The organism is Winogradskyella pulchriflava (genome assembly GCF_042434315.1).
Lineage (GTDB): Bacteria > Bacteroidota > Bacteroidia > Flavobacteriales > Flavobacteriaceae > Winogradskyella > Winogradskyella pulchriflava.
The window spans coordinates 247374-273037 of record NZ_JBHLTQ010000007.1 but is presented as its reverse complement, the minus strand read 5'-3'; the positions used below and the strand labels follow the sequence as shown (position 1 = coordinate 273037).

The 25664-nt window shown below is 33.3% G+C and carries 18 protein-coding genes and 3 tRNA genes; 9 read left to right on the top strand and 12 right to left on the bottom strand.

What is annotated here, in order from left to right; translation table 11 throughout:
• Positions 1 to 549, top strand: coding sequence for a 1-acyl-sn-glycerol-3-phosphate acyltransferase (locus ACFFGA_RS14725; protein WP_386065145.1), 549 nt, complete (start codon positions 1 to 3; stop codon positions 547 to 549).
• Between the two features lie 216 nt (positions 550 to 765).
• Here the strand turns inward: ACFFGA_RS14725 and ACFFGA_RS14720 are convergent, their stop codons facing one another.
• The 6 genes from ACFFGA_RS14720 to thrA form a co-directional block, all read right to left on the bottom strand.
• On the bottom strand, positions 766 to 1242 hold the full coding sequence (locus tag ACFFGA_RS14720) for a nuclear transport factor 2 family protein (protein ID WP_386065143.1): 477 nt from the start codon (positions 1240 to 1242) through the stop codon (positions 766 to 768).
• 183 nt (positions 1243 to 1425) lie between these two features.
• Positions 1426 to 2523 (bottom strand): heparan-alpha-glucosaminide N-acetyltransferase domain-containing protein, encoded by a 1098-nt coding sequence (locus tag ACFFGA_RS14715; protein WP_386065141.1) that lies wholly within the window; start codon positions 2521 to 2523, stop codon positions 1426 to 1428.
• A 118-nt stretch (positions 2524 to 2641) separates the two neighbouring features.
• Positions 2642 to 3931, bottom strand: a complete 1290-nt coding sequence (gene thrC, locus ACFFGA_RS14710) for a threonine synthase (protein WP_386065139.1) — start codon at positions 3929 to 3931, stop codon at positions 2642 to 2644.
• A 57-nt stretch (positions 3932 to 3988) separates the two neighbouring features.
• Positions 3989 to 4345, bottom strand: a complete 357-nt coding sequence (locus ACFFGA_RS14705; RefSeq protein WP_386065137.1) for a four helix bundle protein — start codon at positions 4343 to 4345, stop codon at positions 3989 to 3991.
• 53 nt (positions 4346 to 4398) lie between these two features.
• On the bottom strand, positions 4399 to 5319 hold the full coding sequence (locus tag ACFFGA_RS14700; protein ID WP_386065135.1) for a homoserine kinase: 921 nt from the start codon (positions 5317 to 5319) through the stop codon (positions 4399 to 4401).
• Positions 5320 to 5400: 81 nt separating this feature from the next.
• On the bottom strand, positions 5401 to 7875 hold the full coding sequence (gene thrA, locus ACFFGA_RS14695; RefSeq protein ID WP_386065133.1) for a bifunctional aspartate kinase/homoserine dehydrogenase I: 2475 nt from the start codon (positions 7873 to 7875) through the stop codon (positions 5401 to 5403).
• A 304-nt stretch (positions 7876 to 8179) separates the two neighbouring features.
• On the opposite strand from thrA, the gene ACFFGA_RS14690 reads away from it, so the two are divergent.
• Positions 8180 to 9760 carry an NAD(P)H-hydrate dehydratase gene (locus ACFFGA_RS14690; protein ID WP_386065131.1) on the top strand — a complete coding sequence of 527 codons (1581 nt, stop codon included), beginning with the start codon at positions 8180 to 8182 and terminating at the stop codon, positions 9758 to 9760.
• 45 nt (positions 9761 to 9805) lie between these two features.
• Here ACFFGA_RS14690 and ACFFGA_RS14685 read toward each other — a convergent pair whose 3' ends face one another.
• Both ACFFGA_RS14685 and ACFFGA_RS14680 read right to left on the bottom strand, forming a co-directional pair.
• Entirely contained in the window at positions 9806 to 10843 is a 1038-nt protein-coding gene (locus ACFFGA_RS14685) for a TlpA family protein disulfide reductase (protein WP_386065129.1), read from the bottom strand.
• Positions 10844 to 10939: 96 nt separating this feature from the next.
• Positions 10940 to 12292: a TlpA family protein disulfide reductase gene (locus ACFFGA_RS14680; protein ID WP_386065127.1), complete on the bottom strand. Its 1353-nt coding sequence runs from the start codon at positions 12290 to 12292 to the stop codon at positions 10940 to 10942.
• Positions 12293 to 12419: 127 nt separating this feature from the next.
• On the opposite strand from ACFFGA_RS14680, the gene hutH reads away from it, so the two are divergent.
• Positions 12420 to 13958, top strand: a complete 1539-nt coding sequence (gene hutH / locus ACFFGA_RS14675) for a histidine ammonia-lyase (RefSeq protein WP_386065125.1) — start codon at positions 12420 to 12422, stop codon at positions 13956 to 13958.
• Positions 13959 to 13969: 11 nt separating this feature from the next.
• Here the strand turns inward: hutH and ACFFGA_RS14670 are convergent, their stop codons facing one another.
• Together ACFFGA_RS14670 and ACFFGA_RS14665 are read right to left on the bottom strand one after the other, a co-directional pair.
• Positions 13970 to 14344 carry a hypothetical protein gene (locus ACFFGA_RS14670; protein WP_386065123.1) on the bottom strand — a complete coding sequence of 125 codons (375 nt, stop codon included), beginning with the start codon at positions 14342 to 14344 and terminating at the stop codon, positions 13970 to 13972.
• 83 nt (positions 14345 to 14427) lie between these two features.
• Positions 14428 to 16983 carry an ATP-dependent Clp protease ATP-binding subunit gene (locus tag ACFFGA_RS14665; RefSeq protein WP_386065121.1) on the bottom strand — a complete coding sequence of 852 codons (2556 nt, stop codon included), beginning with the start codon at positions 16981 to 16983 and terminating at the stop codon, positions 14428 to 14430.
• 262 nt (positions 16984 to 17245) lie between these two features.
• Here ACFFGA_RS14665 and gyrA point away from each other — a divergent pair, with 262 nt between their 5' ends.
• Both gyrA and ACFFGA_RS14655 read left to right on the top strand, forming a co-directional pair.
• Complete coding sequence (gene gyrA / locus ACFFGA_RS14660; RefSeq protein ID WP_386065119.1) at positions 17246 to 19783, top strand: DNA gyrase subunit A; 2538 nt, start codon at positions 17246 to 17248, stop codon at positions 19781 to 19783.
• A gap of 33 nt (positions 19784 to 19816) precedes the next feature.
• Complete coding sequence (locus tag ACFFGA_RS14655; RefSeq protein WP_386065117.1) at positions 19817 to 21103, top strand: tetratricopeptide repeat protein; 1287 nt, start codon at positions 19817 to 19819, stop codon at positions 21101 to 21103.
• A gap of 53 nt (positions 21104 to 21156) precedes the next feature.
• On the opposite strand, the gene ACFFGA_RS14650 is transcribed toward ACFFGA_RS14655, so the two are convergent.
• Entirely contained in the window at positions 21157 to 21906 is a 750-nt protein-coding gene (locus ACFFGA_RS14650; RefSeq protein ID WP_386065115.1) for a C40 family peptidase, read from the bottom strand.
• Between the two features lie 9 nt (positions 21907 to 21915).
• The gene (locus tag ACFFGA_RS14645) at positions 21916 to 23094 is read right to left on the bottom strand and encodes an acetyl-CoA C-acyltransferase (protein ID WP_386065190.1); all 1179 of its coding nucleotides are present in this window, start codon (positions 23092 to 23094) and stop codon (positions 21916 to 21918) included.
• Between the two features lie 113 nt (positions 23095 to 23207).
• On the opposite strand from ACFFGA_RS14645, the gene ACFFGA_RS14640 reads away from it, so the two are divergent.
• From ACFFGA_RS14640 to ACFFGA_RS14625, 4 genes are all read left to right on the top strand, one after another.
• Complete coding sequence (locus ACFFGA_RS14640; RefSeq protein ID WP_386065113.1) at positions 23208 to 25259, top strand: HD family phosphohydrolase; 2052 nt, start codon at positions 23208 to 23210, stop codon at positions 25257 to 25259.
• Positions 25260 to 25366: 107 nt separating this feature from the next.
• A tRNA-Ser gene (locus ACFFGA_RS14635) sits at positions 25367 to 25450 on the top strand.
• Positions 25451 to 25473: 23 nt separating this feature from the next.
• Positions 25474 to 25548 (top strand) — tRNA-Pro (locus ACFFGA_RS14630).
• 34 nt (positions 25549 to 25582) lie between these two features.
• Positions 25583 to 25656: transfer RNA gene (locus tag ACFFGA_RS14625), tRNA-Arg, on the top strand.
• The last annotated feature ends 8 nt before the right edge of the window (positions 25657 to 25664 follow it).

Sequence of the window (25664 nt, the reverse complement as noted above, 5' to 3'; positions counted from 1 at the left end):
ATGCGTTGGCTATCAAAATTCATTTATTTTAAATTATTGGGTTGGAAAGTTGTAGGTAACACCAATTTTTCAAAAGATACCATTAAGAAAGCTGTAATCATAGCTGTTCCTCATACCAGTTGGCACGATTTCTATATTGCCATTTTACTCAAAAAAGTTGTCAATCTTAAAACCAGTTTTGTAGGAAAGAAGGAACTGTTCACTTGGCCTTTTGGATATTACTTTAGAGCTGTTGGCGGAAGAGCTTTGGATAGAACTTCTGGACAAAATAAAGTAGAAAATATAGCTAAACTATTTGAACAAGAAGACGAGTTTAGATTGGCAATTGCACCAGAAGGCACCCGAAAAAAAGTAGAACAATGGAAAACAGGATTTTATTTTATTGCAAAACAAGCCAATGTGCCAATAATTATGTTTACTCTAGACTTTAAGAATAAACAGAACAACGTATCAGAACCATTTTACCCAACGGATGATATTGAATCAGATTTTGAGTTTATGAAATCTTTCTACAAGGGAGTAGAAGGTAAGGTAAAAGCTTACAGTTAATCGATAATATTTTGTTTCCTTTTCATTTCATCGTGATTTTTTACCAATGCCATACCAGACTTGCTTTTTACGAAAGTTGTTTACTAACTTTAATAAGTAATAAAAACACAAATTTTTGGCATACGATTTGATTATTATATAATGCAATGAAACATAAAGTAAACTATTAAGTCCCTAAAAAGAAACATTGCTATATTAAAAAAAGCTGTCTTAGTCCTAACTAGATAGCTTTTTTTCTTTCATATACTTATCTAGCAAGTAATTGGTTTGGCTATTTAATTTTGAACGGAAAAAACCCATACCACCAAACAATAAACCTTTTAAACCCATAGCTTGTTTAGCCCAACCGTGCAAATTGAATTTGTCTTTATGGTTGATTATCAAGCCATCTTTAAACTTAAATTCAGCATCTATCTTATTATGCACTTTACGACCCGTTTTGCTAAAAGTGTAGTAAGCTTCCCAATGTACTGAGCCCTCTTTATCATTAACTTTAATATTACTATGACTAACCTTAAAATCTTTTCCTTTTTGAGATTCACATAGCATCATCCACATTGCTTTAGCTCTGTTGCCTCTTAAAACACCAAACGCAGAATCTTCAAAAATAATAGCATCATGATAACAGGATACCATTGTCTCTGCATCGAGATTATTAAAAGCATTATAAAATTTAGCGATAACTTCTTCCATGATTAATTTTTATGTTTATAAAACCGACTATTTAAAAAATTCGTAGATATGGTATAGTAAGCTAGTCTTGCTATAAAGGTAATTAAATCTTTAAAGTTAAAATTGTTTAATTGCTATGAAAGAGAAAGGGCTTCCTAAATTTTAGGAAGCCTTTTTATTGTAGTATTATAATGGTAGCAAACCTTAGCGCGTATATGTTTTAATCTTGTCTATTATTTTTGTAATACCAGAATATACAAAGGCATTAGTTTTAGCATAGTAAAAGGCAATAAAACATACCAATGTTAAAAAGAGCATAGCACCAATTACGGCTTGCCATGGTAAAAGTGTTTTGCCTATAAGCTGGTGTAAGCCAATACCTGTAAAACTTCCCCAAATAATGATAAAATGAATAATGTAGATAGATAATGTTTTTTGTCCTATTCGTAAGATTAAAGGTTGCTTTATATAATTTTCTAACAAGTAAAATAAAGAGAACATAATTAAGACGTTGCCAAGTCGTGTAAATAGATAATTGTAGAATGCTACATCCTTTAAAAGTTCAAAATCTGTTAAGTAATACAATTTCATTAAAGCCCAGGACGACTTGTAGATTAAGGCTAAACCTGTAATAAAGAGCCCAGAAACTATTGCTGTTTTAAATTTAGGACGTTCTAAATAACGATAGAATAACGTGGCTATAAAAGCTCCAAAAGCGGCATAGCCAAACCAAGGTATTATGGTAAATATTGAACCGTTTTCTTTGGTTAAATAATTTGAAAATACCGTTGGCACGTTTTTTAATTCTAGATATCTATATAAGGGTTCGGTTAAAAAAATAATTAATCCTAGTAGCAGCATTACTATTGAAAAAATCAAGGTCTTTTTTAAAGTTAACCTGTAGATAACTACAATAAGTATTAAGGATAAACCAATACATTGCAATACATCAATGACTAAAAAATAAGTGTTGAACTTTCCAAAAAGCCACTCAAATAATGGTACACGTAGTAAATAACCAATACCAATAAGCATAAAGCCTCGCGACAATCCTTTTTTAATACGTTGTTGAGTGTTACCAGAGTGCTTTGCTTTAATTAATAAATAAGAAAAAATTAAACCAGAAATGGTGAAAAAGGTAGGTGCAGTGATGCCTCTAAAATATTTCCAGCACTTAAAAAAAACGTTGCTTTCGTCTCTATAAGACACATCAAGTAGTGTGTCTATAAAATGCCCTTGAAGCATCATTAGTATAGCAAATGCTCTTACGACATCAATAAAATAAAGACGATTTGTACTCAAATGATAATTGGTTGGTAAACAAAGATAAGATTTAGAGCGTTAATATAATATCTTAAGCATACAGATTGGGAAATTTTAAAAAGTAAATAAGCTAATTTTAAATTAATATCAGGAAGAATTACTTCAACAAAAAGTCTTTTAGTTCTTCGTATGAACTAATGGCAACAGCTACTTTTTCTTTGTCCATAACCGCTTCAATTTGTGGTGGTAAATCCACATTTTCTCTTATAACATCTTCAACAATATCTAAAAATTTTGTTGGATGAGCGGTTTCTAAAAAGACAACATGTGCATCATTGTTTTCTAAATAAGCTTTAGCACCCAAATATCCAACCGCTCCATGTGGATCTGCAACATAGGTGAAGTCATTGTAAAGTTCTAAAAGTGCTGCTTTAGTTTCATCATCAGTATAACTATAGGATGATAAATTTGCTTGTAAAGCTTCAAAGTTATTATCGTGTAATTCTAGTATGCGTATAAAATTACTAGGATTACCAACATCCATAGCATTACTAATGGTTTGTACGGAAGGTTTAGGATTATAAGATTGTGTTGCCATATAATTGACAACCGTATCATTAGCATTATTTGCTGCAATAAAATGTTTTATAGGTAGACCTAATTTTTGTGCTACCATACCAGCACATATATTACCAAAATTACCACTAGGCACTGAAAAAGCAATGTCTTTATGCTTAGACTTTAATTGCTTGTAGGCAAACATATAGTAGAAAAGTTGTGGTAGCCAACGTGCAATGTTTATAGAATTTGCTGAAGTTAATTGCATTTTGCTAGTCAACGCTTCATCCATAAAGGCGCGTTTTACCATATCTTGACAATCATCAAATACACCGTCGACCTCTAAAGCCGTAATATTTTTGCCTAAAGTTGTCAATTGTTTTTCTTGAATATCACTTACTTTTCCGCTAGGATAAAGAATAACGACGTTTACTCCCTTTACACCTAGAAATCCATTAGCAACTGCACCTCCTGTATCACCAGATGTTGCTACTAAAACGGTAACATTATTAGTGTTCGTTTTGTTAAAATAACCTAAACAACGTGCCATAAACCGTGCTCCAACATCTTTAAATGCCATTGTAGGACCGTGAAACAACTCTAAAGTTGAAATATTTTCATTGATGTCAACAACTGGAAAATCGAAATTTAAAGTTTCTTCAATGATGGTTTTTAAAACATCTTCAGGAATTTCTGGAACGATGAATTGCTTAATGGCTTCATATGCAATTTCCGTGTTAGATTTATCTTCAATTGTTTCAAAGAAAGAAGCATCTAAAGGTGTAATTGATTCAGGAAAGTATAAGCCTTTATCTGGTGCAAGACCTCTTACAACTGCGTCTTCGAAGGTTGTGTTTGGAGCTTTTTTGTTGAGAGAGTAGTATTTCATAATCTTTTGACCGATGACGGATAACTGATGACAGTTAGCCGAAACCTTAAGTTAATTTTATTTAATATTTCTTTTGAATGCCGCCATTTTATTCATCAAATGAAAAGCAGTATCGTATAATTCTTTAAATGTTTCTTCGGATATATAATTTCGTCTATTAGCTTTAAATAAACAAGTTACAACTTCAGCTAAAGAACGCATAGAATAACCAACAAATTTCCTTTGTTCAGGGTTAGATTGACCAATAGATCCTTCAGAAATATTGAGGGCAATAGAATCTACGGCTCTCATTATTTGTGAGGTTAAATTAAATTTTTCATTATCTGGAAATAACATAGAAACGTTATTTATGATTTCACCATAATCCATTGCATCTTGCCAAATAACCAGTTTTTCAAATTTAAATTTATTCATTCTTTGTTAGTTTAAGTCTTCCGTCTTCTGTCATTTCTGACTTCCGTCAAAATTTAGATTACTCTAATTCCTTGTACATTAATCTTCGAAACATAAGTTTCAAACTTTATATCAGTTTTTGAATAAACATTTTGCATAGCTGATTGAACTGCTTTTGCCGTTGTCTCACCTTTACTCAAGGCAAAAATAGAAGGTCCAGAACCAGAAATAGCACAGCCTAAAGCGCCCACTTCTAGTACCGAATTTTTAACTTCATCAAAATGTGGAATAAGTTGTTTGCGGTAGGGTTCTATAACCACATCGTGTAGTGATTCCTTAATTAAATCGTAATCGGAAGTATGTAAAGCATGTACAAGGCTTCCAACATTTGCCCATTGTGTAATTGCGTTTGATAAAGGAATTTCTTTTGGTAAAATAGCTCTTGCTTCTGATGTTTTAACTTCAATTTGTGGATGAATTAACGTTGCATATAAATCGAGTGGAGTAGGTAATTCCAATACCAATAATGGGTTAACAGACTTCACCAAAGTAAACCCACCAAATATAGCAGGTGCCAAATTATCGGCATGTTCACATTTACTAGCCAAAGCTTCACCTTTCATGGCGTAAAATGTTAATTTGGTTTTATCTAATGGTTTTCCGAGTAACTCATTTATTCCAAATACACTTCCTACTGCACTTGCAGAACTACTGCCAATACCGCTTCCTGGTTTTATGTGTTTGTAAATTTCAATTTCAAAACCGCAATCTGGTTGCAAATCGTTATACATTGCTAAAGCAGAAACACCAGCCACATTATTTTCGGCTTCAAACGGTAAATCGTAACCCTCTATTTTAGTGATTGTAATACCTTTTTTCTCGGTTTTTCTAATTACCATTTCATCTCCAATAGTATCTAAACAGAAGCCGAGTACATCGAACCCACAAGCGACGTTGGCAACTGTTGCTGGAGAGAATATTTTAATTTCTTTCATATTTGTATTGTTAAGTTATTAGGTTATTGAGTTATTTTGGAGCAAACCCTCGATAACTCAATTACTCAATAACTTTTTAATCTAGTTATTAGCAATTCTAATAATATCTGCAAACAAACCAGAAGCAGTAACATCTGCACCAGCTCCAGCACCTTTAATAATCATTGGTTGCTCAGGGTAGCGCTGTGTATAAAACATTACAATATTATCTTTTCCTTTGAGATTGTAAAACGGGTGCCCTTCTGGGATTTCTTTCAATCCAACTTTAGCCTCACCATTGTTAAACTCAGCAACAAACTTTAACTGACAATTCTTTTCTTGTGCCGATTTGTACAAACCTTGATAATAGGCTTCATCAGTTTTTAAAGTGTTGAAGAAATCATCAACAGTCTCTGCATTCATAGCATCGTCTGTTAAGAAATTATCACTTTCTAGATCAGACAATTCAATAGAATGACCACTTTCTCTAGCTAAAATTAAAACTTTTCTAGCGACATCGATTCCACTTAAATCTATTCTAGGGTCTGGTTCTGTATAACCTTCTTCTTGTGCTTGTTTTACCACATCATAGAAGGTGGTTTCAGAATTAAAATTATTGAATATAAAATTAAGACTTCCAGATAATACAGCTTGTATTGTGTTTACTTTATCACCTGAAGTTATTAAATGACTTAAAGTGTCAATAACTGGTAAACCTGCGCCAACATTGGTTTCAAATAAGAATGAAGCATTATATTTTCTTGAGAGCGACTTTAATTCATTATAATATTCAATATTACCAGAACATGCAATTTTATTACAAGCAACAACCGAAATACTCTGTTTAAGATATTCTCCATAGATTTTTGATACGGCCTCATTTGCGGTAATATCTACAAAGACTGAATTTCTTAAGTTCAAATTTTTTGCATGTTCAAAGAAGCCCTCTAAACTTGCTTTTTCACCATTTTCAAGTTGTTCTTTCCAATCTTTTAAGTTGATGCCTTCGTCATTTACAATCATGTGTCGAGAGTTAGATAATCCGGCAATTCTTAAATTGATTTTAAAGTTTTCCTTTACGTAGGCTTTCTGTTGTTTTATTTGTTCTATAAGACGTTCACCTACATTACCAACTCCAGTAATAAATAGGTTGATTTGTTTGGTTTTTATTTCAAAAAACTGCTCGTGCAAGCTGTTTAAAGCTTTTTTTACATCGTTCTTATGGATTACTGCAGAAATATTTCGCTCAGATGCTCCTTGTGCAATAGCTCTGATATTTACATTGTTTCTACCAAGTGTACTAAACATTTTACCGCTTATACCTTGATGACTTTTCATTTTATCACCAATTACAGCAATGATTGATAAATCAGTTTCTACAACGATAGGATCTATTTTTTGAAGTGCAATCTCATATTCAAAAACAATATCAATAACCTCTTTAGCACGTTGTGCATCACTATCTGAAATTCCAAAACAAATAGAATGTTCTGAAGAAGATTGAGTAATTAATATGATATTTATTTTTTCTTGCGCAAGCGTTTCAAATAATCGCTTACTGAAACCAGGCACACCAACCATGCCATTACCTTGTAACGTTAGTAATGCAATATTATCTATGTTGCTAATACCTTTAACTGGTGAACTTCCGTTAGGTTTTATGTCTTCAGTAATTGTTGTACCCACTGCCTCTGGATCCATAGTGTTTTTTATAACGATTGGAATTCGTTTTTTAAGTACAGGCATAACCGTTGGAGGATACAAAACTTTTGCTCCAAAGTGCGATAATTCTACAGCTTCTTGATATGATAGTTCTATAATAGGAGCCGCTTGTTTTACTAATTTTGGATTTGTAGTAAACATGCCACTAACGTCTGTCCAAATTTGTAATTCGCTAGCATCCAATGCAGCTGCAATTATAGCAGCAGTATAATCTGAGCCTCCACGACCTAAAGTCGTTATTTCACCACTTACAGATTTTGAAACAAAACCAGGTAGTAAGACTATGGAGTTAGAATTTGATTTAAAAAAAGATTGAATATTTGAGTCGGTAATGTCAAAATTCACAGCGGCATTATTAAAGTTTAAGTCCGTAATAATAAGCTCTTGTGAGTTTTTTAAAGTTGCATCTAAGTTTCTAGATTTAAGCGTATGGTAAATAATGGTTGATGATAATCCTTCACCGAAGCTCAAAAGTTTGTCCTTGGTTTTTGGTGATAACTCATTAATAAGGTAAATGCCGTCTAAAAGATTTCTTAGTTCGTTTAATTTTATTGAAATTAAATCTTGTAATTCATCTTGAGATTTTTGAATGGTTTTGTCTTTATTCGGGTTTAAAAATAAACCTTCAATAACCGAATTGTGTTTAGACCAAATAGCATTGTATTTATCAATGTAATCTTTGTTTTTATCGCAAGCTAAATTAGCGGCTTCTAATAATTTGTCTGTAATACCACCAACTGCAGAAACGACAACAGCAATGTTGGAATTTTTAGATTGCTGTTCTAAAATTGAAATAACTTTATTTATATTTTCGGCTGAACCTACTGATGTTCCACCAAACTTGAGAACTTTCATATTGTATATTTTTATGGGTAAAAAAATGTCTGTATAGACAAAAAGGGACGGAGTGCATATTAGAAATTACCCCAAAGGGTAATAATAGTTGCAATGATAAACATAGACATAGACATACGCATTGTATGTGTAAATGTATTTGCTGATATGTTTATTTTTTTCTTCATTACATGTCAAATGTATTATTTTTACAACAATAAAAAAACTAATCTCTCCTTTTTAGGGAATTGGTAAAAAAGCGGTCAATCTTTTTAATAAAAATGAAACTTAACCATTGATTTACATCAGGTTTTAAATTATTCACATGAAGCTATTTTCAAAAGAACAGATTTACGAAGGCGATAAATTAACTACAGAACGTCAGAATATATCCTCAACAGATTTAATGGAGCGTGCAGGAACCCAAATTTTTAATTGGATACACATGCGTATGCAAGGTGCTCAAGTGCCTATTCATGTGTTTTGTGGCATTGGTAACAATGGAGGAGATGGTTTGGTATTGGCTAGGCATTTAATAACGCATGGCTATAATGTAATTACCTATATTGTTAACTGCAGCGATAAGCGTACAAAAGACTTCTTAATCAACTATGACCGGATTAAAAGTGTCACAAAGGAATGGCCAATAATGCTAAGTTGTAGTGGTGATTTTTCTGATGTGGTTATAGATGAAAAGGATATTATTGTAGATGCTGTTTTTGGAATAGGTTTAAATCGTCCGCCAAATGCTTGGGTGCAAGAGTTATTTCAACGATGGAGAGCATCAAAGGCTTTTACACTTTCTATTGATATACCTTCTGGATTGTACACAGATAAAGCCGTTGAGGATGAGAATGCTGTGGTTCATGCAGGTTATACGCTGAGTTTTCAATCACCAAAACTAGTGTTCTTTTTGCCAGAAACAGCTAAGTATTCTGTACAGTGGGAAGTGTTGGATATTGGCATTGATAGAGATTATTTAATGCAGACAGAGACAGAAGTAGAGTTAATTTCAAAATTCGAAGTTTTACCATTATATAAACCAAGACACAAATTTGCTCATAAAGGTGATTTTGGTCATGTGTTGATTTTAGGAGGTAGCTACGGAAAAATAGGATCAGTAAACCTGGCTAGTAGCGCAGCATTGAGTTCTGGTGCAGGATTGGTTACTGCATATATACCAAAATGCGGATACCATAGTATGCAAGCAGCATTACCAGAAGTGATGATAATTTCTGATGAAAATGAAACACATATATCAAAAATTAATTTTGATATATCGCCTACAGTAATAGGTGTTGGAGTAGGATTGGGAACTGATGATGAAACAGCTAAAACATTTGAAGAGTTTTTAAAGCAAAACAAAACACCATTAGTTATAGATGCAGATGGATTAAATCTACTTTCAAAAAAGAAAGCCTTATTAAAGCTATTGCCAGAACTAACCATATTAACACCGCACCCAAAAGAACTTGAGCGGCTAGTAGGAAAATGGTCTGACGATTTTGAAAAACTCAATAAAGTAAAAGCATTCTCTACAAAATATAATGTTATCGTACTTATTAAAGGAGCACATTCCATTACTGTTTATAAGGACAAAATGTATATTAATACCACAGGAAATCCAGGCATGGCAACTGCTGGTAGTGGAGATGTGTTAACAGGAATGATTTCTGGTTTAATTGCCCAAGGTTATGAACCTTTAGCAGCTACAATTTTTGCTGTGTATTTGCACGGTAAATCAGCTGACATCTCACTTGAAGATTATGGTTATCAAAGTCTAATAGCAAGTCATATCATTGCAACTATAGGTGAAGCTTACATAGATTTGTTTAAGCAACCAGAACAGCCTAACGCTCAAGAACAAGAACAAGAACAAGAGCAAGAACGACAAAATGAGAAATAAAAAAAGCCTTCAGAAATGAAGGCTTTTTTTTATTTTAATAATGTACTAAATACCTAAACTAATCAATAATTTTTCCAATTCAGGATTTGAAGGTCTAGGTGCATTTGCATTAACAACATTTCCATCTGGATCTATTAATATAAACCTAGGAATACTGTTAATTCCATACTTTTGAATAAAATCAGATCTAAACCCGTTATCTGCTAATAACTGAATTCCACCTAAATCTTTTTCTTTTATCATTTTTTTCCAGCCTTCATAAGCTGCAGCAGCATCACCTTTATAACCTCTACCTTCATCTACAGATATACTAACAAACTGAATGTTTTTACCTTCAAATTGCTTTTCAATCTTTTTTAAAGATGGAATTTCTCTAATGCATGGACCGCACCATGTTGCCCAAACATCTATGTAAGTATATTTACCTTTTAAATCATCAAGTGATGTGTTTCCACCAGCAAAATTTTCATAATCTACAAATTTAGGAGATACTGAACCTTTTGGGTTTAGGGATTGTGCACCAAGTTTTTTAGCCATAAATGCTTTTATCTGCTTTTCTGTGTTTTCCACATTCTTGTCTATTATAGCCAAGTGTGTAGAATCTACGTCTTTATATTTTTTCTTTAGGTCTTGGTAAGCTTCTTTGTAATTATTTATGGCATTATCAAAATCTTCTTGATCACCACTTGCAACCAGATTTCGCGTAAAATGCTCATTTGCAATTAAGAAAGATTGAACAGAAAAATTGTTGATATCTGCACCATCACCTTTAAAAACTATAGTTTTTGCTAAAGAATCGAAATTGGCATTTAGAGACATTTCATTATCATTTTTTAAATAAATCTGGCCATATTGTTGACCAATCTGAAATGTATAATCGCCTTCTTCAACCTTTAAGGTGTCTTTAAAAGAGCCATCTTCATTGAGTTCAATTATTTTTTCATACGCTTTACCTTTAAAAATCTTGAAGGTTTTATTGTCGGCTGCATTTTCAATTTTTCCTGAAAGCGTAGCATAATCTTTAGGTTCTCCTTTACATGCAACAATTAAAAATGTAATGGAAAGGGCTAATAATCTTTTCATAAGTAAATTTTTTAGGGTTCAAAAGTAAACAATCTTAATTTAAGCTAAAATAAAAAAAGCCTTCAAAAAAGAAGGCTTTAAATAGAATTGTAGAAATTAAATCTTTAGTTCAATAAAAAGTTCGACCAATTTTGGGTCAGATGGTCTCGGTGCATCTGCATTAACAATTTTGCCTTCCGGATCAATAAGGATAAACCTTGGGATTCCTTGTATAGCGTAATCCTTAACAAATTTTGAGTTCCAATCATTATCCGCAATAAGCTGTATGCCACCTAATTCTTTTTCTTTTACCATAGTTACCCATTTATCATGTGCAGCATCATTATCAATAGAAACACTTACAAACTCTATGTTTTTATTGTGAAATTGTTTTTCAACTTCTTTTAATGAAGGTATTTCTCTTATACATGGACCACACCAAGTTGCCCAAACATCTATGTACACATATTTGCCCATTAAATCATCTAATGATGTTGTACCACCTTTATGGTTTTCGTAGTCTGTAAATTTTGGAGATGGCTTTCCTTTAGACAATTTGTTTACGGTATTAAATTTTGTAGTCAATTGATTTTTAAAATCCTCGTCTGAAGACAATGCCATTAAACCATTATAATAAGCTTCGTTATGTTCATTGTTTGGTGATATTTCATATATCATTTTTTTAGCAAGATCGTCTTTTAGAGCAGGAAAAGTGTTTTGGTTAATATCCTCAAAAACTTCTTTAGGATTATCACTATCACCAATTTTATTTGAATAATGACTAAGTGCTAATCTTTTATAACTACCAAGAATTGCATAGTCTTCTGCATTGTTATAATCTACATTATTAATAATTTTATTAAAATCTTCAGAAGGTTTGTACATAGCCTTTTTAGCATAATAATGGTGATAAGACTTATAATTTTGAAGATTTGCTAAGTATTCGTATTCTGTATTTTTTTGCTCTAAAGCTCTAAATTGGTCACTTATATTTTTAGCGTTATTAAGTAACTCTTGCTTTGAGTTTTTTATATCATTAACAGCTTTTAAAAAATCCGCTTCATCCAAAGCAAAAGTTTTGGCGTAATCGATGTTAGATTTTTCATCTGCTAAGAATTTGGCAGCTAAGTAATTATTGTTTTCAGATCCTTTTCCTGAATATTTTAAGGTTTCATCAAACGATTTGGTATTCAATGTCATATCAATATCATTCTCTGGATCAAGATATATCGTTGAACTTTCTTTCCCATGTCTTAATGTGTAGTAGCCAGATTCAATTTTAAGCGTATCAGCAAAAGTGCCATTTTCACTTAAAACCATCTCTTTTACTTTTTCTCTTCCATCAAATACAATAACAGTTTTATCTGTTGGGTTTTCAATTTTACCAGAAAATAAAGCATAATCTATCTTAGGATCTTGTTTACACGCAAACATGGTTGCTGCTATGCAAAGGATAAATAATTTTTTCATAACTAATGTTTTGTTCGAAATCAAAAATAGACATTAGTAAGATGAAATTCAAGTAAGAAGTAATTATTAACAAAACCTTGTAAAGTGAAAAAATATTCCCAATTTTGAGGCACTATATTTCTAATTTATGGACAACAATTATCATATCATTTCTTCGGACGCTTTAGACATTGTTACGATATATAATATTTTTAAAGAAGATAAAAAATTAAAACTTTCAGATGCTTCTATTGAAAGGATAAAAGCCTGTAAGACTTATTTAGATGAAAAGTTAGCCAACAACAAAAATCCAATGTATGGCATAAATACAGGTTTTGGCTCGCTTTACAACGTAAAAATATCAGATAAGGATTTAACTAAACTTCAGGAAAATTTAGTCATGTCTCACGCTTGTGGAACAGGAGATCGTGTGCCAGAGTCTATTGTAAAAGTAATGCTGTTGTTAAAAATTCAGTCATTGAGTTATGGTCATAGTGGAGTGCAATTAGATACTGTAAACAGGTTAATAGACTTTTTTAACAACGATATTTTTCCTTATGTTTTTACGCAAGGATCGCTGGGAGCTTCTGGTGATTTAGCACCATTAGCGCATTTAGCTTTACCCTTATTGGGAAAGGGCAAAGTAGTTCACGAAGGTAGAGATTATGAAGCATCTGAGCTTTTAGAAAAGTTTGGCTGGCAACCTATAAAATTGGAAGCAAAAGAAGGATTGGCATTATTAAACGGTACACAGTTTATGAGTGCCTATGGTGTTTATTTGTTGTTGATGTCTCATAAAACATCTTATTTAGCAGATATTATTGCATCAATCTCACTAGATGCTTTTGATGGAAGAATAGACCCATTCCATGATTTGGTACACGATGTAAGACCACATCCAGGGCAAAGAAAAGTTGCGAAACGTTTTAATGAACTATTAAAGGGTAGTGAACTTATTGAAAGAGAGAAGGAGCATGTGCAAGATCCATATTCGTTTCGTTGTATTCCTCAAGTGCATGGAGCTACAAAAGATACTTTAGATTTTGTTGAAAAAGTGATGCTAACTGAGATAAATTCGGTTACAGATAATCCTAATATTTTTCATGAAGAAGATTTGATTATTTCAGGTGGTAACTTTCATGGACAGCCATTGGCGTTAGCACTGGACTATTTAAAAATTGCCATGGCAGAAATTGGTAATATTTCAGAAAGAAGGATATTTCAGTTAGTATCTGGATTACGAGGCTTGCCTGCGTTTTTGGTAGATAACCCAGGATTAAATTCAGGGTTTATGATACCGCAGTACACTGCAGCAAGTATTGTTAGTGCTAATAAACAGTTAGCCACTCCTGCAAGTATAGACAGTATTGTTTCCAGTAATGGACAAGAAGATCATGTAAGTATGGGAGCAAATGCAGCGACGCAAGCTTATAACTTAATTAGAAATGTGGAACGTGTCATTGCTATAGAACTTATGAATGCTTCTCAGGCATTAGAGTTTAGAAGACCACTAAAAACCTCTCCTTTGCTCGAGTCGTTTTTAGAACACTATAGAAAAGCAGTTCCGTTTATAAAAGAGGATGAAGTACTGCACGATGACATTGAAGCTTCTATCCAATTTTTGAAAGATGTTGACATTGAAGTAGAGGAACTATTCCTTAACAATTATGGTGTAGAAAAACATTAATGTAAAAAAGTCTATTTGCTTTTTTTCACTACCTCATTTGCCCATTCAATGGCACTATCTAAATCTGTAAAGATTTCAAAAGGTTTAGCAAAAAACATTTGCTCTATTTGTGCATTTATTTTTGCTTGGTAATTGTTGGTTACTACAGCAAACCCTTTCAAGCTATTTATTTTAGCTGCTTCAAAATAAATTTTTGGATCTATGGAATAGGAGTTGATTCTATGAGAGATATATACAAATGGTTTGTTTGAAAAATAAGTATCTGTTACCTCAACCAAAATAGTATTGTATTCCGGTAAGATATTTTCACCTTCTTTTATGACCGTAACGAGATAATTATCATAAATCGTTATATCACAAAAGTCGAAAGTTAGGGTTTCTTTCATGACTATTAGCTCTTAGAGAAGATAAGGTACAAAAAAAACTCCTTCACAATGGAAGGAGCTTAGTTATTTATAAAATTTAAATATTAAGATTCAGTTGTTTTTCCCGAGCTCTTAATCTTTATTTTTAATTCATCAGTCTTTGAATCAAAGTCCATTGTAATGGTATCACCTTCATGAATTTTTGAATTGATAATCTCTTCAGCAAGGGCATCTTCAACATATTTTTGAATAGCTCTGTTAAGCGGTCTAGCACCATATTGCTTATCAAAACCTTTTTCAGCAATGTAGTCCTTAGCTTTATCAGTAAGTTTAAGCGTGTAGCCTAAATCCTTAATTCTAGAAATTAGTTTTACCAATTCAATATCAATAATCTTATTGATGTCTTCTTTCTCTAAAGCATTAAACACAATCACGTCATCAATTCTGTTTAAAAATTCTGGAGCAAAGGCTTTTTTAAGTGCATTTTCAATGACAGCTTTTGCATGGTCAGATTCCTGAGCTAATGCTGCAGCTGTACCAAAACCAACACCTGTACCAAAGTCTTTAAGTTTTCTGGCTCCGATGTTGGAAGTCATGATTATTATGGTATTTCTAAAATCAATTTTTCTACCTAAACTATCAGTTAAATAACCATCATCCAAAACTTGTAAAAGCATGTTGAATACATCTGGGTGTGCTTTTTCAATTTCATCTAAAAGCACAACAGCATAAGGCTTACGTCTAATCTTTTCGGTTAATTGACCTCCTTCTTCATAACCAACGTATCCTGGAGGTGCTCCAATTAGTCGAGATATAGCGAATTTTTCCATGTATTCACTCATATCGATGCGCACAAGTGCATCATCACTATCAAACAGCTCACGTGCCAATACCTTAGCTAGTTGTGTTTTTCCAACACCTGTTTGTCCTAAAAAGATAAACGAACCAATTGGCTTATTTGGATCTTTTAGTCCGGCTCTGTTTCTCTGGATGGCTTTAACCACTTTTGCAACAGCATTATCTTGACCAATAACCTTTCCTTTAATAAGCTCTGGTAACTGAGATAGTTTATTAATCTCTGTTTGGGCAATTTTATTCACAGGAATACCTGTCATCATAGAAATGACATCTGCAACATTATCTTCTGTAACAATCTCTCTATGTTGCTTGGTTTCTTCTTCCCACTTTTCCTGAGCTGCATTTAATTCTTTTTCAAGACGTTTTTCGTCATCTCTTAACTTTGCAGCTTCCTCGTACTTCTGTTTTTTAACAACAGTGTTTTTAGTTTCCTTAACCTCTTCAAGTTTCTGTTCTAATTCCAGTATTTGTTTTGGTACATCAATATTTGTGATGTGTACACGAGATCCAGCTTCATCTAAAGCATCAATAGCTTTGTCTGGCAGGAATCGTTCTGTCATATAGCGATTGGTCAATTTTACGCAAGCCTCAATAGCTTCGTCTGTATAATCAACATTGTGGTGTTCTTCATATTTACCTTTAATATTGTTAAGGATCTCAATAGTTTCTTCAACAGAAGTAGGTTCAACAATCACTTTTTGGAAACGACGTTCTAAAGCACCATCTTTTTCAATATACTGTCTGTATTCATCAAGCGTAGTGGCACCGATACATTGTATTTCGCCTCTTGCTAAGGCTGGTTTAAACATATTAGAAGCATCTAAACTTCCTGTTGCTCCACCTGCACCAACAATGGTATGGATTTCATCTATGAATAGAATAATATCATCATTCTTTTCAAGTTCATTCATTACAGCTTTCATACGCTCTTCAAACTGTCCTCTATATTTTGTGCCAGCAACTAAACTTGCTAGGTCTAAAGTAACAACACGCTTGTTAAAAAGTGTACGAGATACTTTTCGCTTTATAATACGTAGTGCTAATCCTTCTGCAATAGCAGATTTACCAACACCAGGTTCTCCTATGAGTAGAGGATTGTTTTTCTTTCTTCTACTCAATATTTGGGAAACACGTTGTATTTCTTTTTCTCGCCCTACTACAGGGTCTAGTTTTCCTTCTTCGGCGAGTACGGTTAAGTCTCTTCCGAAGTTATCTAAAACAGGTGTTTTAGATTTTTTATTTGTTTTGCTAGACTGACTTCCTCCAAATGGGTTTTGCTTAGCATCCTCATCCTCTTCATTGATATCATCATCGGAGAACGATTCTGATTTTGGAGTGTCTAGGTAATCATCTTCGCTAGTAATCATAGATTTGAATTCTTCTTTTACGTTATCATAATCAACTTTTAGCTTATTTAAGAGCTTTGTTGTAGGGTCATTTTCGTTTCTTAAAATACACAATAATAAATGTGCAGTATTTATTGAGGTACTTTGAAACAATTTGGCTTCTAAAAATGTTGTTTTTAAAGCACGTTCTGCTTGCCTTGTTAGGTGCAAGTTCTTCTTTTCGTTAGATGTTGTAGTTATATTTGGGTTTGCAGGACTCAATATCTCAACCTTTCTTCTTAGGTGATTGAGGTCTACATCCAATGAACTCAATATATCAATTGCTTTTCCATTGCCATCGCGAAGTAAACCTAACATTAAATGCTCAGTACCAATAAAATCGTGGCCTAAGCGCAAGGCTTCTTCTTTGCTATAAGCTATAACATCTTTAACTCTTGGGGAAAAATTATCATCCATATTATATTCCTTTCTGCATTAAAAATAGTAAAAACATATTATCTATAGGACAAAAATCATACCTTAAATAAAATGTATAAACGAATAGAGTAAAAAAGCTTTTTAAATCAAAGTAAAATTCAGGATACTTATTAACGAAAAAGATATCAAAAATTGTTAATAAAAACTCCTAAAATCACACCGGAAATTCTTATTAAACACTGCTAAATTACTTATATTAGCACGTTTTGAAAACCTACAAAAAAACTAATTAATTTTATATATGGCAGAAGGAGAAAAACTCATTCCAATTAACATTGAAGATGAAATGAAATCGGCTTACATTGATTATTCAATGTCAGTCATTGTGTCACGTGCTTTACCAGATGTAAGAGATGGTTTAAAGCCAGTTCATAGACGTGTACTTTATGGTATGCATGAACTAGGTGTTAGAGCAAATACGGCACATAAAAAGTCAGCAAGAATTGTTGGTGAAGTTTTGGGTAAATATCACCCACATGGAGATACATCGGTTTATGATACTATGGTTCGTATGGCTCAAGAATGGAGTTTACGATATATGTTAATAGATGGTCAAGGTAACTTTGGTTCTGTAGATGGTGATAGTCCTGCAGCAATGCGTTATACGGAAGCACGTATGCGTAAAATATCTGAGGATATGTTAGCGGATATTGACAAAGAAACTGTAGATCATAAGCTAAATTTTGATGACACCTTAGAAGAGCCAACGGTTTTACCTACGCGTATCCCTGGCCTTTTAGTTAATGGAGCATCTGGTATTGCGGTTGGTATGGCAACAAATATGCCACCACATAATCTTACCGAAGTTGTTAATGGTACAATAGCATATATTGATAATAATGATATTGAGATTGATGAGTTAATGCAGCACATTAAAGCACCAGATTTTCCTACAGGAGGAATTATCTATGGTTACGATGGAGTTAAAGAAGCTTTTCATACAGGTCGTGGACGTATAGTTATGCGTGGTAAGGCTAATATTGAAGAAGTAAACGGACGTGAGTGTATCATTGTAAATGAGATTCCTTACCAGGTTAATAAAGCAGACATGATTAAAAAGACTGCAGACTTGGTAAATGACAAAAAGTTAGATGGCATCTCTACAATTAGAGATGAATCTGACAGAAACGGTATGCGTATTGTTTACGTTTTAAAGCGTGATGCAATTCCTAATATCGTTCTTAATAAATTATATAAGTACACAGCTTTACAATCGTCTTTTAGTGTTAATAACATTGCGCTTGTAAATGGTCGTCCACAGTTATTAAACTTAAAAGAATTAATTCACTATTTCGTTGAGCATAGACATGATGTTGTTGTAAGACGTACTACATACGAATTGCGTAAGGCAGAAGAACGTGCACATATTTTAGAAGGTTTAATTATTGCATCGGACAATATTGATGAGGTAATTAAGATTATTCGTGCATCGTCTAATGCCGATGAAGCTCGTAACAATTTAATTGAACGCTTTAAGCTTTCTGAAATTCAAGCTAAGGCTATTGTTGAGATGCGTTTGCGTCAGTTAACAGGTCTGGAACAAGATAAGTTACGTTCTGAGTATGAAGAAATAATGAAAACCATAATCGATCTTAAAGATATCTTAGACAAGAAAGAGCGTCGAATGGATATCATTAAGGAAGAATTAGAAGTTGTAAGAGATAAATATGGTGATGAGCGTCGTTCTGTTATTGAGTATGCAGGTGGTGATTTAAGTATTGAGGATATGATTCCAGATGAGAAGGTGGTTATCACCATTTCTCATGCAGGTTATATAAAACGTACTTCGTTAAACGAATACAAGACTCAGAATAGAGGAGGAGTTGGTCAAAAAGCATCAACAACACGAAATGAAGATTTCTTAGAACATTTATTTGTTGGTACTAATCACCAATATATGCTGTTCTTTACTCAAAAAGGAAAATGTTTCTGGATGCGTGTTTATGAAATCCCTGAAGGAGCAAAAACTTCAAAAGGTAGAGCAATTCAAAACCTTATTAATATAGAGCAAGACGATAAAGTAATGGCTTTTATATGTACTCAGGATCTTAAGGACGAAGATTACATCAATAGCCATTACGTTATTATGGCTACTAAAAAGGGTCAGGTTAAGAAAACATCTCTAGAACAGTATTCTAGACCTAGAACAAATGGTATTAATGCAATTACTATTAGAGAAGACGATACGTTATTAGAAGCAAAGCTAACTACTGGCGAAAGTCAAGTTATGTTAGCGCTTAAATCTGGTAAAGCCATCCGTTTTGAAGAAGCTAAAACACGACCAATGGGGAGAAATGCTTCTGGTGTTCGTGGTATTAGATTACAAGATGAAAAAACAGATGAGGTAATCGGTATGGTTGCTGTAGATGATATGGACAGTAATATACTTGTAGTGTCTGAAAATGGTTACGGAAAACGTTCAAGCTTAGAAGATTACAGAATAACCAATAGAGGAGGAAAAGGTGTAAAAACCATTTCTATTACGAAAAAAACAGGTAACTTAGTATCTATTAAGAATGTAACAGATGATGATGACTTAATGATTATTAACAAATCTGGTATAGCTATCCGTATGGAAGTGGCTGATTTAAGAGTGATGGGAAGGGCTACACAAGGTGTAAAATTAATAAACCTTAAGGGTAATGATTCTATTGCAGCTGTTGCCAAAGTAATGAAAGATGATGAGGAAGAGGGTAGTGATATTGATGTAGAAAACATTGATAATCAAGAAAATAATGAAGATGGCACGGCTCTTGATACTAATGAAACTGAAAACTAAAAATTAACAAAAAACAAAATTATTTATTACAAGATGAAAAAAGTTATAGCATTAGTGTTATTTGTAGCTTTTACTTCAATGTCTTTTGCACAAAAGAATGAAATTAAAGCTATAGAGAAAGCACTGAAAAATTCGAATTTTTCTGACGCTAAATCAGCAGCTTCGGCAGCGGAAGCATTAATCGGAAATATGGACGATAAAACCAAAGCCAAGTTTTATTTCTTAAAGGCACAAGCATTATATGCCAATGGTGCAGGTACAGATGCTAATATAGATGAGGCTATCTCTAGTTTAGAATCGCTTAAAGATTTAGAATCTAAAATGGGGAAGTTAAAATATACGCAGCAAGCCAATGAAATGACATCTAGTATGTTAAATTCTTTTTTAACTAAAGCGAATAATGCGTTTAGTAACAAGAATTATAAAATTGCGGCTAAAGGGTTTGAGAAAGCTTACAAAATGTCTCCAAAGGATACAATATACCTTTATTATGCAGCTTCATCTGCAGTAACAGACCAAGATTATGATGCTGCATTAGATTATTACCTTCAATTGAAGAACATGGGCTTTAGAGGTGAGCAAATGAATTATTACGCTACCAATAAGGAAACTGGAGTTGAAGAATCTTTTTCGGATAAAGCATCTAGAGATTTTTCTGTAAAGGCAAAATTGCATATGGACCCTAGAGATGAAAAGAGTGAACCAAAAACTGCAGAAATAGTAAAAAATATTGCATTAATATATGTGTCTCAAGGAGAAGATGAAAAAGCTCTTGCAGCTATGACTGATGCAAGAAAGGAAAACCCAGATGACCTAGGATTATTATTGTCTGAAGCCAATGTACATTTAAAAATGGGTAATAGAGATAAGTTTAAGGTGTTGATGGAAGAAGCTACGACTAAAGATCCTAACAATGCTGAATTGCAATATAATTTAGGCGTTTTAGCTGCAGAAGGAGGAAATGTAGAAGCATCAAAAAAGTACTATGAAAAAGCAATATCAATAGACCCGAATTATGTGGACGCCTATAATAACTTAGCTGTTGCAATATTGAGTGAGGAAGCAACAATAGTGGAGCAGATGAATGCTCTAGGTACAAGTGCTGCAGATAATAGAAAATACGACGAGCTTAAAGAAGAAAAAGCACAATTATATAGAGATGCAATTCCTTATTTGGAAAAAGTATTAGAATTAAAGAGCTCAAATATTGATACTGCCAAAACGTTAATGAATATTTATAGCGTTTTAGGTGAAATGGATAAGATGAAAGCAATGAAAGCTAAGATTGAACAAATTCAATCAGCTGCAAACGGTAATTAATATAAATCATTAAATATGATTATTAAAAGCGACTTTGAAAAAAGTCGCTTTTTTTATACAATCTTTTTTATAACCCTTAGCTTATGAGTGTGCATATTTTTATCAACATTATAAATACCACTATGATCTAAGCGATCTATACGTACTTTACCATGTGCATGGATAATGTAATTGTTTTCCATTATAATACCAACATGGATGATATTACCTTCAGCATTATCAAAAAACGCTAAATCACCAGGCTCACTTTCCTCAATAAAACTTAGAGCGCTACCCTGTGTTGCTTGTTGCGATGCATCCCTCATAAGCTTATAACCATTAAGCTTATAAACCATTTGTGTAAAACCCGAACAATCTATACCAAATGGTGATTTTCCTCCCCAAAGATAGGGTGAATTCAAATATAGAAATGAAGTAGCTACAATTTCTGATTTAGGGCGTTTAGACGTAATTGCTTTACCTTCAAAATCATGGTTAAGAAGTTTTAAACCATTTAAATCAGACCCAACAGGAATTGGATATAAGTTATTTGAAGCATCCGAAACATATTCTATTAAATTTCTTGATAGATTGATTTCAGACTTAGATAAATTTTTATAGCTGTCTTCCTCAATTTCTAGATATTGCTTATTATCTATCCAACCTTCATACTTGTCATAAGCAAAACGTATGCGACTCCATTTTTTTCGTTGTTCTAAAACTTTAAACAGATCTCCATACAATGCTTGCGTTACCATTTCACTAGTATCGCTAGGTTCTAATCGTATAGGTACAATTCCAAGATTGCAAATGCCGTATTGCATATAAAAGTTTTAAGCGCGCTCTAATACCATAGCTGAAGCACCACCACCACCATTACAAATGGCTGCAGCACCAATTTTAGCATTGTTTTGATGTAGTACATTAATTAATGTCACTAAAATTCTTGCGCCAGAGCAACCAAGTGGGTGACCCAAAGATACAGCTCCACCATTAACATTTACATTGCTGTCGTTTAATCCTAATATTTTCATGTTTGCCAAACCTACCACAGAAAAAGCTTCGTTGAATTCAAAATAATCAACATCACTTAATTCTATACCAGCTTTAGCTATAGCTTTCGGTAAAGCTTTTGCGGGAGCTGTAGTAAACCATTCTGGTTCTTGTGCAGCATCAGCATAACTTTTTACCACAGCAATAGGTTTCAAACCTAGTTCATTTGCTTTTTCTCTACTCATTAATACCATTGCAGCAGCACCATCATTTATTGTAGAAGCGTTAGCAGCAGTTACTGTACCATCTTTAGTAAATGCAGGACGTAATGCAGGAATTTTATCCATTTTTACATTAGTATATTCTTCATCTCTATCAATAACTATAGGTTCTCCGCGACGTTGAGGAACTTCAACAGGAACTACTTCATTATTAAATTTACCTGCATCCCAAGCAGCTTTTGAACGTTCGTAAGACTGAACTGCAAATGCATCTTGATCTTCTCTAGAAAATTTATACTCCATAGCACAAGCATCAGCACAAACTCCCATGGCATTTTTATTGTAAGCATCTACTAAACCATCTTTTTGCATGCCATCTTCAAGTGTAGCTGGACCAAATTTTGTAGCACTTCGTGCGTGGTAATAATGTGGTATAGCACTCATGTTTTCCATGCCTCCTGCTACAACAATTTCTGCATCACCAAGTTGTATAGCTTGTGCAGCTTGCATTATGGCTTTCATCCCAGAAGAGCAAACCTTATTTACAGTAGTACAAGGAACCGTGTCCGGAATACCAGCATAGATAGCTGCTTGTCTGGCAGGAGCTTGTCCAGTGCCAGCTTGCACAACGTTACCCATTAAAACTTCATCAACCAACTCAGGCTTCAAGTTAATTTTATCCAATGCACCTTTAATAGCAACTGCTCCCAGTCTTGGTGCTGGTACGCTAGATAAACTTCCTAAAAAACTTCCTATTGGTGTTCTAACTGCAGATACGATTACAACGTCCTTATTCATTATGTTTGTGTTTATATTAGTTGCTGCGAAATTAATCATTTTTTAAGATATTTCGGAATGAATAACTGAATATAGCTGTGTAAAATTCTAATATTTGTTACATTTGATTACATATGAAAGAACTTCTTAACAAATGGTATAAAAATCATGCCTTAGTATATAAGATATTATTGTTCTTGGTTACAACACTTTTTATTGTCTATTTATTTCCTAAAACCGGAAAGTTTAGATACTCGTTTGAAAAAGGCAAACCATGGCAATCTGAAAACTTGTATGCTCCTTTCAACTTTGCCATAAAAAAGGCTTCAGAAGAAATTGAAAAAGAAAGGCTTGATATTGAAAACCGCGCTTCAGTTTATTTTGATATCAATGTTGAAATTGGTGACCAAATACTTTCAGACTACATTACAAAATTCAACGAAACTTTTAAAGATACACTTAACCTGAATAGCGAAAATTTAGCGCTATATAAAAGTGGTAAAACCTTGATAGACAAACTGTATTCAAATGGTGTTTTGGATATAGATTATAATTATCCTGATGACAAGCCAGTTGTTTTGATGTCTTCAAACACAATTATAAAACATTTAGAATATGGTGATTTAGTTGAAATCAGTAATTTAAAACAGCGTTTGGACGATTATTTTTCTTCCTCAATATCTACCAGCAACAGAAATAAAATGATATCTCTATTTTTTGATGTTATTAAACCAAACATTACGCTGAATGAAAGTTTAACTCAAAGCACATTAGAAGAAGAACTATCTCAAATTTCAGAAACTCGTGGTAGTATAGATAAAGATCAACTCATTATATCAAAAGGGCAAGTCGTAGAAGACGAGGAATACACTATTTTAAATTCTTTAAAATCCGAATACGAGTCCCAAGTTTGGAACACGGCAAATTATAATTGGGTGCTTGTAGCTTATACACTGCTAGTGGCATTAGCCCTTTTAATGTTGTTGTTATTTCTAAGAAAATATAGAATGGAAGTGTTTCTTAACAACACTAAAGTCACTTTTATATTTTTCAATATTGTGCTAATGATTTTGCTAACCACATTAGTCATTAACTATAATTCTCAATATATATATGTGGTGCCATTATGTATTTTGCCCTTAGTTCTTAAAGCCTTTTTTGACGCAAGGTTGGGTTTGTTTGCTCATGTGCTTACGGTGTTGCTGTTAGGTTTTATTGTACCAAACAGTTATGAGTATATGTTTCTCCAGATTATAGCTGGTATTGTTACCATATTAACAGTTTCAGAATTATATAAGCGCGCAAACTTATTTATATCAGTGGGTCAAATCACATTAATTTATATTATAGCATACTTTGCGTTTTTTGTTATACACGAAGGTCAGATTACAAGTTTAAAGTGGGAAACCTTTGGTTTATTTATTCTATGTGGATTAGCAACATTATTTGTGCAACCTTTAATATATATGTATGAAAAGATTTTTGGATTGGTATCTGATGTATCGCTTTTAGAGTTATCCGACACCAATACAAAACTTCTTAAGGAATTATCGAATAAAGCTCCTGGTACATTTCATCACTCGTTAAATGTTGCAAACTTAGCTGAAGCATCTGCAAATGAAATAGGTGCTAATGCCATGTTGGTAAGGGTAGGAGCATTGTATCACGATGTTGGTAAAATGAAGAATCCAACGTATTTCACCGAAAATCAAAGTACTGGCTTAAATCCGCATGATGAATTGTCTAATAGAGAAAGTGCGAGAATAATAATAGATCATGTACTTAATGGTATTGAAATTGCGAAACGACATAACCTTCCAGATCGCGTAATTGATTTTATAAGAACACATCATGGTACTAGCCTAGTGTATTACTTCTACATGAAAGAAAAAGCTAAAAACGAAGATGTAAAAATTGAGGATTATACGTATCCTGGACCACAACCATTTAGTAAAGAGACCGCAATTTTAATGATGTGCGATAGTGTAGAAGCTGCATCAAAAAGTTTAAAAGAGCCTACAAGCACTAAAATAAATGAGTTTGTAGAAAATATTATCAATAAACAAATGGAAAATGGTCAATTTTTGAACGCTGATATTACTTTTAAAGAAATTCAATCTATTAAAAAGGTGTTAAAACTTAAGTTGGCAAACATCTATCATCTTAGAATTGAGTATCCTGAATAGGTGAATTAATATAATTCCAAAAAACTAAAAAAAATTGTTGCGTTCTTTAATATGAAAAGTTACATTTGCATCCGCAATTTTAAGGAACGTTCTGTAAATATTGTTTAGGAGAGGTGCCAGAGTGGTAATGGAGCAGATTGCTAATCTGTCAACGCGTAAGTGTTGCCCGGGTTCGAATCCCGGTCTCTCCGCAAAAATTTGATAACCGAATTTTCGGGGTGTAGCGTAGCCCGGTTATCGCGCCGCGTTTGGGACGCGGAGGTCGCAGGTTCGAATCCTGCCACCCCGACTTTTATAATTTTTCGGAGTTTTTACTCTCGAATGGTGGCATAGCTCAGCTGGATAGAGCACCTGCCTTCTAAGCAGGCGGTCCTAGGTTCGAATCCTAGTGCCATCACAACAAGC

Coding starts and splice junctions, on each gene's coding strand:
- ACFFGA_RS14725 (WP_386065145.1), top strand. CDS start 1: ATGCGTTGGCTATCAAAATTCATTTATTTTAAATTATTGGGTTGGAAA.
- ACFFGA_RS14720 (WP_386065143.1), bottom strand. CDS start 1,242: ATGGAAGAAGTTATCGCTAAATTTTATAATGCTTTTAATAATCTCGAT.
- thrC (WP_386065139.1), bottom strand. CDS start 3,931: ATGAAATACTACTCTCTCAACAAAAAAGCTCCAAACACAACCTTCGAA.
- ACFFGA_RS14705 (WP_386065137.1), bottom strand. CDS start 4,345: ATGAATAAATTTAAATTTGAAAAACTGGTTATTTGGCAAGATGCAATG.
- ACFFGA_RS14700 (WP_386065135.1), bottom strand. CDS start 5,319: ATGAAAGAAATTAAAATATTCTCTCCAGCAACAGTTGCCAACGTCGCT.
- thrA (WP_386065133.1), bottom strand. CDS start 7,875: ATGAAAGTTCTCAAGTTTGGTGGAACATCAGTAGGTTCAGCCGAAAAT.
- ACFFGA_RS14690 (WP_386065131.1), top strand. CDS start 8,180: ATGAAGCTATTTTCAAAAGAACAGATTTACGAAGGCGATAAATTAACT.
- ACFFGA_RS14685 (WP_386065129.1), bottom strand. CDS start 10,843: ATGAAAAGATTATTAGCCCTTTCCATTACATTTTTAATTGTTGCATGT.
- ACFFGA_RS14680 (WP_386065127.1), bottom strand. CDS start 12,292: ATGAAAAAATTATTTATCCTTTGCATAGCAGCAACCATGTTTGCGTGT.
- hutH (WP_386065125.1), top strand. CDS start 12,420: ATGGACAACAATTATCATATCATTTCTTCGGACGCTTTAGACATTGTT.
- ACFFGA_RS14670 (WP_386065123.1), bottom strand. CDS start 14,344: ATGAAAGAAACCCTAACTTTCGACTTTTGTGATATAACGATTTATGAT.
- ACFFGA_RS14665 (WP_386065121.1), bottom strand. CDS start 16,983: ATGGATGATAATTTTTCCCCAAGAGTTAAAGATGTTATAGCTTATAGC.
- gyrA (WP_386065119.1), top strand. CDS start 17,246: ATGGCAGAAGGAGAAAAACTCATTCCAATTAACATTGAAGATGAAATG.
- ACFFGA_RS14655 (WP_386065117.1), top strand. CDS start 19,817: ATGAAAAAAGTTATAGCATTAGTGTTATTTGTAGCTTTTACTTCAATG.
- ACFFGA_RS14650 (WP_386065115.1), bottom strand. CDS start 21,906: ATGCAATACGGCATTTGCAATCTTGGAATTGTACCTATACGATTAGAA.
- ACFFGA_RS14645 (WP_386065190.1), bottom strand. CDS start 23,094: ATGAATAAGGACGTTGTAATCGTATCTGCAGTTAGAACACCAATAGGA.
- ACFFGA_RS14640 (WP_386065113.1), top strand. CDS start 23,208: ATGAAAGAACTTCTTAACAAATGGTATAAAAATCATGCCTTAGTATAT.